The organism is Betaproteobacteria bacterium (assembly GCA_016709965.1).
GTDB lineage: Bacteria > Pseudomonadota > Gammaproteobacteria > Burkholderiales > Rhodocyclaceae > Azonexus > Azonexus amarohabitans.
This window is the reverse complement of sequence record JADJLT010000001.1, coordinates 760,752-776,489: the sequence shown is the minus strand read 5'-3', so window position 1 is coordinate 776,489 and position 15,738 is coordinate 760,752. Positions and strand designations below refer to the sequence as shown.

Below are 15,738 nucleotides of genomic sequence, written 5' to 3'. Positions count from 1 at the left end.
TGAGAGCCGTGGATCATAGCTTGGTAGCTTTTGTTTATTTTCTCAGAATATGATCGCCATATGTGCCATATTTGAAATAAATTGTATCTAATTTATCGACTTTAATGATTTTCTCCGGGCCCTGATTTCATTAAAAGCGCTGACTGGATACGCATTTGCATCACCCGCCATGTCGCCTGTCCGATATTTGCTTTTTGGCCAATTTTTCGGGTTGACCGTGTAATTACCCCAAAAAATCAAAGGCCCACTTGCGGCCGGTGCTCATTGAATTTTTTTATATCCCTGCCTGACTGTGTCCAAATCGTATACATTTTGAATACCCAGATGTCGTATTTTCCTGGGGGGTTTCCGCGAAAATAAATTAACTGGAGGAGTTTGAACATGAATCTGCTTCTTGCTTGGAATAGCGTCGTTCTTGAAGCCATCCGCAACGTAGGCAAATTGCCTGCGCCCCAGTCCATCCGTGGCGGACCGCCGCAAGTGGCGCGCTCGCTGGGTGTGATTTTCAGCGCCGCCTACGATGCCTGGGCAGCCTATGATGCCGTCGCCAAAACCGCTTACAGTTCGACCCCCAGGCGTCCGCTCGCCCAGCGTACTGAGCCGAACCGGCGCAAGGCCGTCAGCCAGGCAGTCTATCGGGCGCTGATCGACCAGTTTCCGATTGAGGTATTTGCCGAGCCGTTTCGCAGCCAATACGAAGCATCCCTTCAGACCTTGCTGACCAGTGAAGGGATCACCTACGGTGATCCGAACACCAGCGCGACGAACCCGGTGGGGGTCGGCAACCTTGCGGCCGATGCGGTGCTGGCGTTTCGCCATGGCGACCATGCCAACCAGTCCGGCCTGTATGCCGATACCACGGGCTATGCCCCGGTCAATCATCCGATGAGCGTGCTGCTGCCCTCTGCCGTGGATGCCATCAGTTATCCGGGTCGCTGGCAGCCCATTACCTATCTGAACGACCAGCACGAAGCGAAGACGCCGGGCTTCATCGCGCCGCACTGGGGCAGCGTCAAACCATTCGCGATGAGCAGCGGCAGCCAGTTCCGCCCGACGACCCCGCCGCAAAACCCGCTGAGCCAGGGCTACCTCGATCAGGCCAAGCATGTCGTTGATGTGCAAAGCAAGCTGACGCTCGAGCAAAAGGTGATCGCCGAATACTGGGCGGACGGCCCGAAATCCGAATTGCCGCCTGGCCACTGGACCGAGTTTGCTGCCTTTGTCGCCGAGCGTGACGGGCTTGATTTGTCAGCCTCGGTCAAACTCTACTTCGCGCTGGCCAACGCCATTCTTGACGCCAGTATCGCCACCTGGGACGCCAAGCGGACCTTCGATTACGTCCGGCCGATCACCGCCATCCGTCATCTCTTCCGCGGCAAACTGCTGCGTGCCTGGGGCGGGCCGGGCAAGGGCATTCAGGACGTACCCGGTGAAGCCTGGATTCCGTTCCAGGCAGCCACCTTCCCGACGCCGCCGTTTGCGGAGTTCACCTCCGGTCACAGTGCCTTTTCCATGGCGGCGGCCACCGTGCTCAAGAAATTTACCGGCAGTGACGCCTTCGGCTTTTTCTATGTCCAGAACGATGTGCTGCGAGCCGACCCCGGCGAGCCGGTCAAGGGCGTCCTGCTCTCCTGGCCCACCTTCAGCGCTGCCGCCCGGGAAGCCGGCGAGTCGCGCCTCTATGGGGGCATTCACTTCTATGAAGGCAATGTGGTCGGGCTCGATATTGGCGAAAAGGTCGGTGTTGCCGCCTTTGAGCACGCCCAAAATCTGTGGTCGGGTGCCTAGCCTCTGAATTTCGCGTGGCCCGATCCGGGCCACGCGAATCCCCGGCCATGTAAAACGTCGTGCTCAGATGCGCCGGGCATCCAATGCTGGTTTGACAGTTCCCGGGATCGTTGCCACGGTCAACCGGAAAAAAGCGCCGAATTTGAAATATCCGCTCGGCCAATAGCCAACGCGCAGCCGCTTGATTCCCACTAATTAGTTGCCGCCGGTATCCGCCACCAGCTTGCCGCCCGAAGCCATCACCCGATCACCCAGCGCCTGCAAGGTATCCTGAGCTTCGTCAGCTGCTTCCTGCATCTCTTCGGCACTCAAAGGCCGAACCAGCGCCTCCAGTTCGATACGCTGAATGTTCGGACACTTTGCGACCACCCCATGCAGAATGCTGTCCACCTTCCTGGCGCCCAGCCCGAACAGCACCTTTTCCAGCACAAACACACGGACGACAATGATGTCCTCCTCGCTCTGCGCCGTCGCCTGCACCGCCTCGATCTCCTTGCGCAGATAACCGCGGAACTTGAGTGGCGTGATGTTGGCCGGCACCTGCAGGATGGAAGAACGGAATTGACCCTGGATCATGATTGCACTGAAAACTGGAAAGCAGCGATTTTCGCAGAAGGGCCGCTGATGAGAAAGCTCGAATGCCGCTCAGCAGGCTTGCCCGACGGGCGCATAGCGATGGACAACCTGCCGGGCCTAAGAAGGTGGCACCGCTGTACTCAAAAATGCACGTTGCCGGTTAATATGCCACCATGTTTTTAGCCATCATTTTCCTCAGCCTGGCAGCAACGGGCGCCTACTTCTTCCCCGATTCGTCGTGGGCGGCGATATTGGGCGTCTCCTTCGCTTGCGTTGCAAGCTTGCGGCTGATTCTGTTTTTTGCCGGCCGCGCCAAGCCGGATACGGATAAAGACAATCACTCTTGATGCGAGCTTGCAGGGCTGACACGCCAGCGCTCCAGCATTACCGGCAGCGCTGAATAGCTATGTGCAAGGCGCGGAAAATCGGGAAATTCGATCCTGAGGCAGCAGATCAAAGCCTGGTCCCGGTCCGGAACATGCTTTGTCGGATGGAAGGCGGGCTTGTTCCCGGTATGGCTAATCAACATCAAGGAGATCCTGGCATGGCGACTTACATTGGCTATTTGCGCAAGAACGGCAACGCGGGCTACCGGATCGAATTTCCCGATTTTCCCGACTGCGATAGCACCGCTCAGCGTGTGGAACACGCTGGTGTCATGGCGGCGGAAGACTTGCTCCGGCACGTAACGGCATTGGTCAGCTTTGGGCTGCCAATCCCTCCGGCCACGCCGCTGGCGCAGCTGGCCGACGACCCTCGGCGCGGGGAAAGCGAATTGATCGAGGTTGATCTCGATCTTGAATTGGTGGCGAACCCCAATTTATCGATGTACCACAACCTGTAGCGATGGATTTTTTGCTTTGCAGTCCTAATGTAATCTCGCCTTCCGAGATGAAGCAGCCAGTCCCAACAAGCTGATTGCAAGCAGTGCTGCCGTCGTCGGTTCCGGCACGTCATTTCCTGGTTGATTCGGCGTGTAGTCGTAGGTTACCGACAATAGCGCATGCATCGATGTGACAGGGGTATTCGGCATGCCACTCAAATCTGTCGTTATCAGCCGGCTAAGCAATAACAAATTGGAATTCTCAAACGTATCCGTCAGGCCATTGATCTGCGTCGGCGGCGTATTCGGGCCACTGACGCTGGCGTGCAATGCAAACCCGAGCAGATCGCTGATGTCATCAAACGTAAAGTCAAAGTTGAATGATTTTTGCAGCAAATAAGATTCGCCGATCGTGCCAACTGCCACCGCGCTAAAGACGTAGCTGGCTGGCGTATCGAACCCGAATCCTGAAAGCCCGGCTTCGCCATAGAAAGCCTGATCGACTTTGGCCATGAAGGAATAGGGAACGGGTGCCGGTACCAAATCCCCCCTCAAATTCGAGGTGTAAATCCCGGATACCGACAAGGTGCCATTAAAGTTAATTCGAACCGCCTCAAGTTCGCCCAGCGACGTATCAAATGGTTGGATCGTTTTATTCACTACCGAGACAACTGAGCCTGACTGGTCAATGGAAATGAACTGATTGACGACTGACGCGTTTGAGTTGGCTGAAAAAGCAATAGACGACAACAGTAAAGCAAACAGCTTTATAGATTTCATGATGCCTCCCTGGCACACATTTGGCGCGGATTCCTTAAGCTGCTGAGCTTGGACCCGAGCTCTGTTCGGCAGTGTTATCGAACCTGTCGATAAATTTGACCTCACCGACAGTGTTCAATTCATACGTGCATATTTTGTGCCGCCATTGATTAGCATTTGCTAATCAATGGCTTGTGGTTTTGCTGCGTCACCACTGCTTCCATACTGTAAGAAATTCCGACAAAACCAGCACCAAGCAGGACAGGCCAGAGCGCGTTATCCATGGCTGCCGCGGTCAACCGGGAAAAACGGCCAAATTTGAAAGGGGCAGGAAACGAAATGTCTCCGATCCCGATGGCCACTTACTTCGCGACGAAGGTATCCGGCATCTGCAGCGCCACCACTTCGCCGCGCGCGGTGGCCTCGCCCTCGGCATATACCGTCACCTCGACCACCACCTTGCGCCCCTTGATCTCCTTGATCTTGCCGCGAATCTCCAATTGCGGGCCGAGCGGTGTCGGTTTCAGGTAACTGACCTGCAGCGACGCGGTGACGAAGCGAAAAGCCGGCAGGCTGTCCATGCTGCGATTCTCGGCGCGATACATCGCGGCGGCGGCCGATCCCGTGCCGTGGCAGTCGATCAGCGAAGCCAGCAAGCCGCCATAAACAAAGCCGGGAATCGCCGTGTGCTCGGGGCGCGGCTGAAAATGCGTGACCGTCTCGTCACCGTCCCAGAAAGTCTTGATCTGGTGTCCCTGCGCGTTCTCGCGGCCGCAGCCGTAGCAGTGGGCGAGGTTCTCCGGGTAGTAATCCTGAAAGGCCTGCATGCTGTCTCCCTTGTGTTTTGAAAGCGCCATTCTGGGCGATGGCGAGTGCACGCACCATTGTCCGGCCAGTCAATCACCATGCAAAACCGGCCACAACGGATTTCATTTTTGGCCAAAATTTCCGGTTGACCGCAGCAATCGGAAAAACCAATTCACGCTAACCGCTTTGGCCGATTACTATTCCTTGGCCGGCGAACGCCCCAGCAATTCAGTGCGAATGGCAAGGAGCGCCTTGATCGCCTTGGCCCGATTCTCGGCCCCCATCCGCAGCATGATCCGCTGTCCGGCCGAGCTCGCTTGCAGCGACTCGTCGGCATAGGTGTAAAGCACCTTCGGCTGAGCCAAAGCAATCGGCGGCGCCACTTCCGGCGTCTTCAGCAGACTGTCGATGGCCTCGAACACGCGATCATTGAAAAAGCCGTCGGGGTAGCCCAGCTCGCGATAAGCCCGCTGGAACAGCGGATAGAAACTCACGTACAAATCGACCAGACGGCGGGGTTCGACGGCTGTCATCACCGCCATATATCTGGCATAACGCTGGGCATTGGCGGGTGAAATGCTCATCTCAGCCCCGTGGTGATCCACCAGAAAGGCACCGCCCACGGGCTTGACCGGCATCATGATGGCCGGCGTATCATGCCGCGACAGATTGTCCACAGTCGCCACCAAGCGGCGAATCATCCGGTCCGAATAAAAGTAGCGGCTCAAGGTTTTGTCACCGAACAACTTGGCCAGCGCCTGGCGATAAATCGAGTCACTTTGCTCAAGATCGGGGAGCGGCACCTGCTCCGCAGACGCGTCGACAGCCACAATCGGATGCTGCTCGACCGGCATCGGCGGTGGCATCACGGCCGCTGGCGGAGGCGGCGCAAGCACCATCGCCTCAGGCTCTGGGGGCGGTGTCTGGAACAGCCAGAAAGCGACACCCAGACCCAGCGCAACGACGATAGCCAGCGACAAAATCAACTTCTTTCCCATTGAAAACTCCTTTCAAGAGATCGAATCAGGCTGCACTCACCAAGCGCGAATGCAACACAGACACCCCCAAGTCTAGCCCCATGGGGCAGATGAGCCTAACCGGGATGTCAGCCCACCAGCGACGCTCGCCTGCATTGGCGGTACGGGGAAATGTGATTTTCTAATGTTGCAGTTGGCTGCGGCTAGGTATGCAGCCGTGTTCAAAATTCGAGCCAGGCATTTTCTATTACTTTTACTTATCGATTCCCTTGTTTCCAAAACCGGCCACAACCGATTTGGTTTTTGGCCAAAATTTCCGGTTGACCGCGCCCCGAAGGAGGCCCGCTTGGGGCATGGGTGTCGAACCAATTCACCTTGACCCCTTTGGCTTCTTTGCAAACTACGGTGCCCAAGGTCGGTAGGCGGTGCACACCGTTCGGCTGCGCTGGTCGATAAATTTCTCGATCGGATTGATATCCTTCGCCATTTCAAGGTCAAGCGACTTGACCACCACCCAGCACAGCCGCCATTTGAACGGCTTTCCGCCGGCGCCATCGGCCAGTTGCAGGTCGACCGAGGCCGCCTTTTCATCGGTCGGCAACAGCTCGAACCACTCGAAGTCGCCAGAAAAATGGACTGCCGGGTTATCGGCCTGCGCGTAAAGATTGACCGTGGTGACCGGTTCCGGCCCGCCATTTTTCAGGTTGGCAGTGAAACGATAGCCCGCCGCCACCTTGGCCACCGCGACATTTCCGATCCGGTAAGGCGCGTCTGACTGCGGCGCCAGCTTCCAGAATGCCGCGGCCGCCAGCGCGAGCAGGACGCCGCCACCAAGCAACAGCCAGCGCAAGCGGCGGTGCGCCCGATCCGCCAGCCGCAACACGGCGGCCACCGTCTCGGCAATGGCGTCGCCTTCCGGCTTGAGTACCGAAACCGAACGCAGATAGCTCGGCAAATCCGTAATCGCCGTGTCGCCCACCAGCAGCGTAATTACCCGCCCGGTCGCCTTGGGCCATTGCTTCTCCGCCATCGCCAGCTCAGTCTGTGTGTAGGCGCCCGCGCGCAGTGAATCCGGGCTGGCCAGAAAGACCAGCAAATCCGAGTGGGAAAGCGACTGCGTAATCTGCAAATCAAAAGCATCGCCCGGCAGCAGGTCATCGCGGTCGAAAAAAACGTCGATTCCCGCGCTCTCCAATCGCTTGGTCAGGTCTTCAGCCAGGGCACGCTGTTTGGAGGCGTAGGAAAGGAAAACTTTCATTGAAGGCTCGATGGTCGCTCATGCCTGTTTAGGCGCGGGCTGAAACGCGAAGATGGATTGCCGTTAGTGGTCGTTCCACCGGCACAGTTCAATATTCATTTTGAGCAAAATTTCCGGTTGACCGTAGCCCGCAGCGTCGGGTACGCCGGCCATCACGGCTGCCACAGCGCAGCCAGCGCGCCGGCACCCAACAGAGCCAATATTCAGGCACTGTCCTGCTGGCCAAAATATCAATAGGGGTCTGGCCCCTTTTCCTGACCCTTTGACTTCTCAAAAACCGCCAATTCAGCCAATGCCGTGCGTCGCGTTGTAATTGGCCAGTGCCTTGGCCTGCTGCCCGGTCGGTTTCGCCGCGTCACCCAGGCCAAATTCGGCCTGCAGGGACGCCGTGTTGGTGTCGATATAGTCAATGACGCGCGACAGATTATCCTGACGGTTGCTAATGAAATTGCCGGCTGAGTTCAACAGCTCAGCCGACTTGGCGAAATTGGTGGTGAATTCGTGCAGTGCCCCCATGGCCGCCATCTTGTTGCTGGCCAGCGCGGCATCCAGCCGGGCGTTATCGACGGTCGCCAGCTTGCTCACCGGATCAATGCTCAGACCGAGATCAGCCATGCCATGCACGCCGTTCATCGCGCCATTGAACGGATTGGCAATGCTCTGCTCCAATTCCCACTGCGCCACCTTGGCCGCCTGCGTGCCGGCCAGCATGCCGCCATCCTGCAACTCACTACCGAAGCGCTGCATCCAGCCATTGTAGGCATCGGCAAATGCCTGCACGCGGCCGCGGATTTCCTCGTTGCCGGTCGAACCATCGGCGCTGCCCAGCTTGATAGCCTCCTGCTGCAGCGTCGACACGTAGGACTTCATGTCGCCCAATTCGGACGCCTCGGCCTTGTAGGTGACGGACATAGCGTTGATGTCCGTCATCATCCGGTAGGCCGACTCCGGATCGAACAGCGCCATGTTGCGCCCCACTGCCGAAACGCCATTCGTCCCGCTCATGCTGGCAGCGCCGGCCAGCATGGCATCCAGAGACGAAGTACCCGCCGTTTTGCCGGCCCCGAGAATATCGGCGAAGCTCGTCCCCCCCGACACCTTGCCAGAGCCCAGCGTGGACGAAACCAGAGAACCGACCGTTTGCGATTGAATACTGGCCATCTGCAACTTCAGCGCGGACGAGAAATCCACCGCCCCCGCCGAACCCGTCGCCGGCGTCGTTGCCTTGTCGCCCAGAAGTTTTGAGAAATCGAAACTGTTGCTGTTAATTCCATTGACCGACATAACGCCTCCAACTGTTTGGAAGGCCAAAGGCCCTCGTCCTGCTTCTGGTCCAATTACAAGCAACAATCAAACCGGTCCTCCGCATGGCCTTGGGTCGTCGCGGCGCCAAGCCGAATCTTCCGGCCAGGCCGCTTGCCGCACAAGGAACCCGGAGGCAGCGGAACGTGCCGGGCAGAACTTCAACGGTAAATGACAGACCCCAACCCAGCCGACACGTTCCCAACAAGGCAGGTGATATTTGCCGGCCAAGCGGCAAGAGCAAGCAGAAAGAAACTAGCCGGATTTGGCGACTTGCTCGCCGCATCGGGAAGCCATCGGCAAACCGCGGCGATGCGGATTGGGCGATTGAGGTAGCGCCGGAGCGATTTCCACGGTCAACCCGAAAAAACCGCCGAAATTAAAATCGCCAAACCACGCCCAGCCTCAGACCAGCACCCGCCGCAGCGCCCGGATTTTGCTCCACAGCACCGCCTTTGGCAGATTGATCGCCATCACCTGCAGGCAGCGCTCCAGCCAATCCGGGCGATTTTGCAGACTCTCGATAGCGCGATCAAGATCGCGAGCAATCGCCTCGCCATGCGCACCCTGCGCCTTGAGCAGCGCCTTGCGCAACAACGGTAACGAAGGACTCATCATCGCCAGATCGATCACGTCGCGGCTGAACACGCTGTCGTCGCTCCACCGATCCGCATTCGCCAGCAACTTGCTCGTCGCCATGTCGAGCGGCCTCAGCGTCGAAACGCCGCACACCTGATCTTTCCCGCTGGCCGCCTCAATCTCGATGCGGCCTTCGAGAACGATTTCAAACTTGATTGGCAGATCATCGACCAGCAGCGTCGTGCGAATACCGTACTGATCGGCACGAACCTCCCGCGCCAGCCGAAACCGTTCGCCATCCGGCCGCAACAAGCTGGCAAAGCCGGCCTCGCCGGTAAGCAACTGGCGCAGACCGCGGTAGCGATCAAGGTCCGACACCAGAAAATCCATGTCGACCGATTCGAGATACTCGCCAAAGCGCAGCGCCATCGCCGTACCGCCGCCAAACAGGCAATTCGCCTCGCGCAACAAATCACCATCCAGCGCCGACAACACGCGGCCAATCCGCCGATGGTGCGACCGTTCAAACATCGCCGGCACCCGGCGACTCCGCGCCAGCGAAAGCCAGCCGCAAGGCATCGATCAAATTCCGCTCACGCGGCAACAAGGCCGCCTCATCGACATGCCACCAGTTGCGTTCATAAATCCCCAGCGCCTCGCGCGGCGTCAATTCATCCGTCCCTTGAACCTGCCACGCCAATTCCTTCAACGCCGGGAAATCAGCCAGACGAACCCGCGCCGGCAACCAGCCGGCCTTGTCGTCCGGACTGTTTTCCGAAGGCTCATCGCCTGCAGCCGTCGCCGAAAAAGTCATCCCCAGCGCGGCCAGCACATTCAGGTAAGCCCCTATCGTCACCGAAGGCTCGCCCTGCTCAATACGATGCACGCTCACCCGCGACATCCCCGCCGCCTCGGCCAGCGCCGTCGCGCTTACCCGCAAGGCCTTGCGCTGCGCGCGAATTTGAACGCCGAGCGCGGCAAGCTGCTCGACAACGACGGCGGGGTTGGGTGGGGCTTTGGCTGGCATAGTGTTTCTCATACTAGGCAAATAAGCCGTATTGTCAATATTGAGATACATATTCGTGAGAAATGGCCAGTGAGGAAAGCCGCCCTATTACGAAGCTACCTGTTCCAGGCGGCAACCAGGCATCAATGCCGGGCGCGAATGACCGACCGGGATTGGCTGACGCAGACTTCCACGGTCAACCGGGAAAAAGCGCCAAAATTGAAAGGGGAGAAAACAATAGCGGCTGACCTGTATTGGCTTTGAGAACGAATTTCAATTTAGGCCAAAACTTCCGGTTGACCGTGGAAGTCGGCGAAATCGATTCATTCCGGGTCGGAGCGCGTTTGTATGTTGGTGAATGCGCATCCCGCCCGTCGCTTGCAGCAAATGACGGTCTAAGGCAGGATGGCCATTCCACCCAACAGACTAGAAAAATCCGGAGACAACAAATGATCAAAGTCAGTGTGATGTACCCCAATACGCCCGGTGCGCGATTCGACCACGCCTACTACCGAGACCAGCACATGCCCTTCGTTAAGGCCAAAATGGGCGACAGCTGCAAGTACTACACCGTGGACAAGGGCCTGGCCGGCGGTGCGCCGGGCGAACCAGCAACCTACATCGGCATGTGCCACATTTTCTGCGAATCGGTCGAAGCCTTCGAAGCCGGTTTCGGTCCGCATGCGGAAGAAATCATGGCCGATATTCCGAATTACACGGACCTCGCGCCGGTACTCCAGATCAGCGAAGTCGTGGTCGAAAAGAGCTGACCGGGACTGCATTTCGGCGTGTAGAAGTCGTCGCAAAGAGGGCTGTTCCTTTGGCCCTCGCCCCAGTGAGCGCGAATGCCTCAGATCGCCCAGAACCAGAAAACAGTGGATAGCCATCCAGGCTATTTCTCCAGATAAGCCAGCCGGGAAATCCCCGGCTGGCTTTTTTTGCCTGCTTTTTTCGTTGACCGCAGCTGTTGGGTTACGGCTATAAAAATTTCCAGCGAACCAATCTAAGTTGTGAATTTTCTCGGTGGAGGAGAACCGCCGTCTCTGTCGTAGCGAATCTGCCTCAATTAGACTACTATCGATTCAACAATCTATTCATGGATCGATCCAAAGTGCCGCCCGATCACGCGCTGAATATTCGCACATTACTCGCCAGCGGCCCGCTGACAGCCAGACGGTTGGCTAAAAATATGGGCATTAGCCAGGCCACGTTGTCCCGCGCCATGCAATCGCTGGGCAATCAGATCATCCGCTTTGGCCCTTACCGATCTATTCATTACGCGCTGCGCCGACCCTTGCTGGCCATGCCGGATGTTCCCGTCCATCGCGTTACGCCAGAAGGTCAGGTCGAGGCGCTTGGGCAACTCAGCCCGGTGCAGCCCACGGGTTATGTGATGACCAACGCCGACGGCAGCGCCAGCCACAGCGAAGGTTTCCCCTGGTGGCTCGATGACATGCGGCCACAGGGTTTTCTCGGGCGTGCCTTTGTCGCCGCCCAGGCTGAAACGCTCAGCCTGCCATCCCGTCTCGGCGACTGGCAGGAAGAACACATCCTGCGCGCCCTGCTAAGTCAGCCGGGCAGCGACGCCATCGGTAACTTGATCATCGGCGATGCCGGGCGCCAGCACTTTATCCAGCGCCCCGAGCCGGTGGCGCTGCCAGCTGCCGGGCTTGCCGCCGCTTATGCCGAACGCGCCCGGCAAGCGCTCAGCGGCGAAACCCCGGCCTCGTCGGCCGGCGGCGAGCAACCCAAGTTCGGCGCCTATGCCGAAACCACCGATGGCCCGCGCCATGTGCTCGTCAAGTTTTCGCTTGAGGTCGGCGAAGGCGCCAACAACCCCATCGCCCAACGCTGGCGCGATCTATTGCTGGCCGAGCACCACGCCCTCACGCTGCTGCGCGAAAACGACATCGCCGCCGTCGCCACGCGCATCATCGACCACGGCCAACAGCGCTTTCTCGAAGTCGAACGGTTTGACCGCATCGGCCCGCACGGTCGGCGCGGCCTCATTTCCCTCAGCGCCATGGACGCCGAATTCATCGGCCTCGGCCGCGGCGGTTGGCCGGCCATGACCGCACGCCTGCTCGCCGAGCGCCACATCACCGGCCAAGCACACGAAACCGCCGGCCTGCTGCACGCCTTCGGCACACTGATCGGCAACACCGACATGCACCCCGGCAACCTCTCCTTCGTCACCGACAGCGGCCGCCCCTACCAACTTGCCCCGGCCTACGACATGCTCCCCATGGCCTTTGCCCCGCGCAGCAGCGGCGAACTCCCCACCACGTTGCCGGCTGCCGGTTTCGACAGCCAGATCAGCACCACCCAATGGCGCCAGGCACTGGCGCTGGCTCAGGCCTATCTGGATCGCCTGAACAAGGAAGCGGGATTCAATGCCGGATTTGTCGAATGCCGCGCCGCGCTGGAAAGGCACTTGCAGGCGGCAGCGGAGCGGATTGGGCGGCTGGGGTAGGGAAATAGCGGCGGTTTCCACGGTCAACCGGGTTTGCTACTTGAAACGTGAAAAATGGCCAAATCTGAAATGCAGGGAATATCGATCCAAAATTTAGCATGATCATGCTAATATTTGGCTATGTCGATTGCCACAACCCTTTTCTCCGATAGCCAGGCTCGCCTGTTTTGTTGGCTGTTTGGTCAGCCCGAACGCAGCTATCACCTCAGCGAATTGCGCCGCCTGAGCCAACTTGGCAGCGCCTCGCTGCAACGCGAGTTGAACCGTCTGGTCGATGCTGGCCTCATTCTGTCCGAACGCGTCGGCAACCAGCGGCGTTTTCAGGCCAACTCGCAAAGCCCCGTTTTCACAGAACTGGTTGCGCTGACGCGCAAGACGCTCGGCGCTGCGCCCCTGCTGCGCGAAGCCTTGCAACCCATCGCCGCCCGGCTCCAAGTCGCGTTTATCTACGGCTCCGTCGCCAAACAAACCGACACCGCCCAAAGCGACATTGACCTCCTGCTGGTTGGCGAAGATCTTTCCCTGAACGAAATACTGACCCTGCTCTTACCCCTCGAAACGCAACTTGGGCGCAAGATCAACCCCAACTGCTACACCTCGGCTGAATACGCGCGACGCCTCGCCGAAGCGGACTCCTTCGTCAATCGCATCCTCGCCCAACCCATCCTGCCCCTGATCGGAAAAGATCTTGAGCCAAGCCGCCCTGGATAATCTGGTTCGCATCGGCCAACTCAAGGCCGAACCGCGCAACGACGCCGAAGCCAGGCGCATGCTGGCCATGGCACGCACCCGGCTGGCCGATGCCCAACTCGGCAATCTCTCCGCCGAAGGCCGCTTCACCAGTGCCTACAATGCTGCCCACGCCGCCGCACTCGCCGCATTGCGCTGGCACGGCTACCGCAGCGAAAACCGCTACACCGTCTTCCAATGTCTGTCCCACACGCTGGGTTGGTCCGCCGTCCAATGGCGCGTCCTGGATAACGCCCACCAGAAACGGAATCTTGCCGAATACGAGGGGTTTCTGGAGATCGAAGAATCCGCCATCGCCGAACTGTGCGCGCTGGTGACCGAACTGATAGCTGACGCCGGCAAGTTGATCGAAGGCTGAGCCAGTTAAACAATAGCGGCCTGACAACCATTGTTCAGGGAATACCCAGCCAATTCATTTTTGGACTATTTTTCGGTTGACCGTAGGGGTCGGGAAAACTAATTCACTCTGACCCCTTTGGCTTCTAAAACGGAATTCCAAACTCTGCGTCAAAATCAAACTCTAATGCCGCTGGATCCGGTAGGGGATTCGCTATCGGTGTGTCTGCTAGAACCCATTCGATCATCCATTTTTCAAGAAGCGAAATAGTTGAGTGGTTCTTAAGTGGTCTTAGCCAAGCATTCTTTTCGTCGGAGCTCATAAGTTGAGCAGCATATAGAATCGCTCTTCTATTCCATGATGCATTGTTAAACAACAAGTCCTTTTGTTCTCTAACCCATGCGAGGTTGCGTGTGCAAACTGCGGCGCGGGCAAGATAGGTTAGTCGCATGTTTGAATCCAATACCCGACGCAGGCGCCGATCTTTTGCGAGGCGCGAATGTTTGCTGATTAACCATGAGAACCACTCGTTTGTTCCAGGGTCTTCCAGTAGCCGTTGCTGTTCTAAATCTACAATTATTTTAATAAATGGCCCTGCGTCGAATTCGGTTAGTATTACATCAAGGTATAAAGCGACATCATTAATAACTGGGCGGAAGAATTCACAGTTGTTTAGTAAGATTTCGGCTATATCAGGAATTCGATGGGCTCTTGCTCTCCGAATAATTGCTCGGGCAACACCAAGGTCTAGATTTTCAAATTTCAATATTCTCTGAATGGCATCTGCTAAGCGTTCTCCAATATCAGAGCAAACACTCTCAACAATATCTTCAACCTGAAAAGTATAGGGATTTATAACTTCAATTTCATGAAGAATATCTATTTTTTCTAGTTGATACTGGTTGTTTAATTCGATCTGTATGAACTTCTCGGAATCGATTATTTTCGTTTTATCGCTGACAAGTCCTAGACGATGGTTTTGATGTAAATATAACGTTAGGTTTCTGAGTATGCTATCCAGTTGGTGGGTAGTGTTTGAGAATATACGAATATCGTCCACGTATCTGACGTGATCAACGTTCAAATTCATTATGAACTGATCAATGTCAATTAGTGCAGCTTCGCTCATTACTATGCTTGCGGCCGGTCCAACCGGGATTCCTTGTGACGCTTTTGAATTAATCCCAAGAAGGAAGTTTTCTACCGATTTGCCGGCGTTTTCCGTAGAGGCTATCGATATGGCATTGCCTAGTCGATGGAGGTAAATTCTATTGTAGAAATCCGAAATATCGGTAACCAATACATACTTGTAAATCTTGGCTAATTCTTCGCATCGCACCCTGTAGTCTGAAAATCCAGAGCCCTTTACAAAGAAGCCTTTTCCGTCCGGAGATATGCGATATGAACAAGCTACGTTTTCCCGAGCGGGAATACGATGTTCCTCAATTTTGTTTGATAAACCGTGAGCAACTGCTGTGTAACAAATGGCGTCAAGTGGGTCCATTTGATGAACTATTCGGTATCCACCACGCGGCTTTTTCCAAGGAATAGCTATAGGTGGAACATTTGAAGCGAGTTTTTCTTTGCCCATCGTTTTTAAGTCATCCCAACGATGCCAAATGCACTCAAACTCAAAAGGCTTCGGAAAGAAATCTGAGTCGTAATATGCCGTCAAGTGTCTTCGTGCAAAATCCAAAGACTCATCGATCAGAAACTCATGCAAAGCCATAATCGTCGCTTTCTAAACTGGTTGTATCAGTCAAATCAATTGCCAGCGTAATGTCAGCTGTCGCCGACTATAACCAACTCCCGCGTCGCCCGCGTCATCGCCACTTACAACAACCGCGCCTCCTCATCCTTCCGCCCTTCATCCACTGCTCTCCCAGCCCCCGGTATCGCCACCAGCGGAAATTCCAGCCCCTTGCAGCTGTGCATGGTCAAAAACTTCACGGTGTCTTCCCTTTCGGCGAAGGTGATGTCGTCCTGATAGGTGACCGGGATGCTGGCTTTTCTGAGCGTGGCAAGGACCGGTTTGCCGTTGCCGTAGTCGCGATAGATGACGGCCATGTCGCTCCAAGGGGTGCCGGTTGTGTAGGCTTCCTTGAGGTGTTTGGCGATGTAGTCGGCTTCTTCCTGAATGCTTGGCAGTTTGATGAGCAGCGGTTTCGGGCCGTGGCGGCCGGCGCTGATCGGGGCACGGCTGATATTCCGCCATTGTTCAAGGCGGATAGCAAAGCATCGCTCGCCGCCCGTCATGCGCGAGACGTAGGTGCCGATTGCCGGTATCAGCGCAGCCAAGGCCG

General features: G+C 56.8%; 18 protein-coding genes. 7 read left to right on the top strand and 11 right to left on the bottom strand.

Features of this window, described 5'->3' with window-relative positions; all coding sequences use genetic code 11:
• Window positions 1-381 precede the first annotated feature (381 nt).
• Window positions 382-1,788, top strand: coding sequence for a vanadium-dependent haloperoxidase (locus tag IPJ12_03940; protein ID MBK7646320.1), 1,407 nt, complete (start codon window positions 382-384; stop codon window positions 1,786-1,788).
• Window positions 1,789-1,983: 195 nt separating this feature from the next.
• On the opposite strand, the gene IPJ12_03935 is transcribed toward IPJ12_03940, so the two are convergent.
• Window positions 1,984-2,364, bottom strand: coding sequence for a hypothetical protein (locus IPJ12_03935; protein MBK7646319.1), 381 nt, complete (start codon window positions 2,362-2,364; stop codon window positions 1,984-1,986).
• Window positions 2,365-2,537: 173 nt separating this feature from the next.
• Between IPJ12_03935 and IPJ12_03930 the strand changes: the two genes are divergently transcribed.
• On the top strand, window positions 2,538-2,711 hold the full coding sequence (locus tag IPJ12_03930; protein MBK7646318.1) for a hypothetical protein: 174 nt from the start codon (window positions 2,538-2,540) through the stop codon (window positions 2,709-2,711).
• A gap of 197 nt (window positions 2,712-2,908) precedes the next feature.
• Window positions 2,909-3,208: a type II toxin-antitoxin system HicB family antitoxin gene (locus IPJ12_03925; GenBank protein MBK7646317.1), complete on the top strand. Its 300-nt coding sequence runs from the start codon at window positions 2,909-2,911 to the stop codon at window positions 3,206-3,208.
• 24 nt (window positions 3,209-3,232) lie between these two features.
• Here IPJ12_03925 and IPJ12_03920 read toward each other — a convergent pair whose 3' ends face one another.
• The 8 genes from IPJ12_03920 to IPJ12_03885 all read right to left on the bottom strand — a co-directional run bounded on the left by IPJ12_03920 (window position 3,233) and on the right by IPJ12_03885 (window position 9,896).
• Entirely contained in the window at window positions 3,233-3,967 is a 735-nt protein-coding gene (locus tag IPJ12_03920; GenBank protein MBK7646316.1) for a PEP-CTERM sorting domain-containing protein, read from the bottom strand.
• 149 nt (window positions 3,968-4,116) lie between these two features.
• On the bottom strand, window positions 4,117-4,308 hold the full coding sequence (locus IPJ12_03915; GenBank protein MBK7646315.1) for a hypothetical protein: 192 nt from the start codon (window positions 4,306-4,308) through the stop codon (window positions 4,117-4,119).
• Window positions 4,309-4,773, bottom strand: coding sequence for a PaaI family thioesterase (locus tag IPJ12_03910; GenBank protein MBK7646314.1), 465 nt, complete (start codon window positions 4,771-4,773; stop codon window positions 4,309-4,311).
• A 177-nt stretch (window positions 4,774-4,950) separates the two neighbouring features.
• Window positions 4,951-5,751 (bottom strand): DUF3014 domain-containing protein, encoded by an 801-nt coding sequence (locus tag IPJ12_03905; GenBank protein ID MBK7646313.1) that lies wholly within the window; start codon window positions 5,749-5,751, stop codon window positions 4,951-4,953.
• A gap of 379 nt (window positions 5,752-6,130) precedes the next feature.
• Complete coding sequence (locus IPJ12_03900; protein MBK7646312.1) at window positions 6,131-6,988, bottom strand: toll/interleukin-1 receptor domain-containing protein; 858 nt, start codon at window positions 6,986-6,988, stop codon at window positions 6,131-6,133.
• 285 nt (window positions 6,989-7,273) lie between these two features.
• Window positions 7,274-8,272 (bottom strand): flagellar filament capping protein FliD, encoded by a 999-nt coding sequence (fliD, locus tag IPJ12_03895; GenBank protein ID MBK7646311.1) that lies wholly within the window; start codon window positions 8,270-8,272, stop codon window positions 7,274-7,276.
• 423 nt (window positions 8,273-8,695) lie between these two features.
• Window positions 8,696-9,400 (bottom strand): nucleotidyl transferase AbiEii/AbiGii toxin family protein, encoded by a 705-nt coding sequence (locus IPJ12_03890; GenBank protein MBK7646310.1) that lies wholly within the window; start codon window positions 9,398-9,400, stop codon window positions 8,696-8,698.
• Window positions 9,393-9,896 carry a helix-turn-helix domain-containing protein gene (locus IPJ12_03885; protein ID MBK7646309.1) on the bottom strand — a complete coding sequence of 168 codons (504 nt, stop codon included), beginning with the start codon at window positions 9,894-9,896 and terminating at the stop codon, window positions 9,393-9,395. Before IPJ12_03885 ends, IPJ12_03890 begins: the two co-directional genes overlap by 8 nt.
• Window positions 9,897-10,324: 428 nt before the next feature.
• On the opposite strand from IPJ12_03885, the gene IPJ12_03880 reads away from it, so the two are divergent.
• From IPJ12_03880 to IPJ12_03865, 4 genes are all read left to right on the top strand, one after another.
• Window positions 10,325-10,645 carry an EthD family reductase gene (locus IPJ12_03880; protein ID MBK7646308.1) on the top strand — a complete coding sequence of 107 codons (321 nt, stop codon included), beginning with the start codon at window positions 10,325-10,327 and terminating at the stop codon, window positions 10,643-10,645.
• 326 nt (window positions 10,646-10,971) lie between these two features.
• Window positions 10,972-12,348 (top strand): type II toxin-antitoxin system HipA family toxin YjjJ, encoded by a 1,377-nt coding sequence (gene yjjJ, locus IPJ12_03875; GenBank protein MBK7646307.1) that lies wholly within the window; start codon window positions 10,972-10,974, stop codon window positions 12,346-12,348.
• Window positions 12,349-12,468: 120 nt separating this feature from the next.
• Window positions 12,469-13,059 (top strand): transcriptional regulator, encoded by a 591-nt coding sequence (locus IPJ12_03870; GenBank protein ID MBK7646306.1) that lies wholly within the window; start codon window positions 12,469-12,471, stop codon window positions 13,057-13,059.
• Entirely contained in the window at window positions 13,037-13,456 is a 420-nt protein-coding gene (locus IPJ12_03865) for a hypothetical protein (GenBank protein MBK7646305.1), read from the top strand. The genes IPJ12_03870 and IPJ12_03865 overlap by 23 nt, the downstream gene beginning before the upstream one ends.
• 124 nt (window positions 13,457-13,580) lie before the next feature.
• Here the strand turns inward: IPJ12_03865 and IPJ12_03860 are convergent, their stop codons facing one another.
• Both IPJ12_03860 and IPJ12_03855 read right to left on the bottom strand, forming a co-directional pair.
• Window positions 13,581-15,164, bottom strand: coding sequence for an RNA-directed DNA polymerase (locus IPJ12_03860; protein ID MBK7646304.1), 1,584 nt, complete (start codon window positions 15,162-15,164; stop codon window positions 13,581-13,583).
• A gap of 104 nt (window positions 15,165-15,268) precedes the next feature.
• Entirely contained in the window at window positions 15,269-15,733 is a 465-nt protein-coding gene (locus IPJ12_03855; protein ID MBK7646303.1) for a hypothetical protein, read from the bottom strand.
• Between the last annotated feature and the right edge of the window lie 5 nt (window positions 15,734-15,738).

Coding starts and splice junctions, on each gene's coding strand:
- IPJ12_03940 (MBK7646320.1), top strand. CDS start 382: ATGAATCTGCTTCTTGCTTGGAATAGCGTCGTTCTTGAAGCCATCCGC.
- IPJ12_03935 (MBK7646319.1), bottom strand. CDS start 2,364: ATGATCCAGGGTCAATTCCGTTCTTCCATCCTGCAGGTGCCGGCCAAC.
- IPJ12_03930 (MBK7646318.1), top strand. CDS start 2,538: ATGTTTTTAGCCATCATTTTCCTCAGCCTGGCAGCAACGGGCGCCTAC.
- IPJ12_03925 (MBK7646317.1), top strand. CDS start 2,909: ATGGCGACTTACATTGGCTATTTGCGCAAGAACGGCAACGCGGGCTAC.
- IPJ12_03920 (MBK7646316.1), bottom strand. CDS start 3,967: ATGAAATCTATAAAGCTGTTTGCTTTACTGTTGTCGTCTATTGCTTTT.
- IPJ12_03910 (MBK7646314.1), bottom strand. CDS start 4,773: ATGCAGGCCTTTCAGGATTACTACCCGGAGAACCTCGCCCACTGCTAC.
- IPJ12_03905 (MBK7646313.1), bottom strand. CDS start 5,751: ATGGGAAAGAAGTTGATTTTGTCGCTGGCTATCGTCGTTGCGCTGGGT.
- IPJ12_03900 (MBK7646312.1), bottom strand. CDS start 6,988: ATGAAAGTTTTCCTTTCCTACGCCTCCAAACAGCGTGCCCTGGCTGAA.
- fliD (MBK7646311.1), bottom strand. CDS start 8,272: ATGTCGGTCAATGGAATTAACAGCAACAGTTTCGATTTCTCAAAACTT.
- IPJ12_03890 (MBK7646310.1), bottom strand. CDS start 9,400: ATGTTTGAACGGTCGCACCATCGGCGGATTGGCCGCGTGTTGTCGGCG.
- IPJ12_03885 (MBK7646309.1), bottom strand. CDS start 9,896: ATGCCAGCCAAAGCCCCACCCAACCCCGCCGTCGTTGTCGAGCAGCTT.
- IPJ12_03880 (MBK7646308.1), top strand. CDS start 10,325: ATGATCAAAGTCAGTGTGATGTACCCCAATACGCCCGGTGCGCGATTC.
- yjjJ (MBK7646307.1), top strand. CDS start 10,972: ATGGATCGATCCAAAGTGCCGCCCGATCACGCGCTGAATATTCGCACA.
- IPJ12_03870 (MBK7646306.1), top strand. CDS start 12,469: ATGTCGATTGCCACAACCCTTTTCTCCGATAGCCAGGCTCGCCTGTTT.
- IPJ12_03860 (MBK7646304.1), bottom strand. CDS start 15,164: ATGGCTTTGCATGAGTTTCTGATCGATGAGTCTTTGGATTTTGCACGA.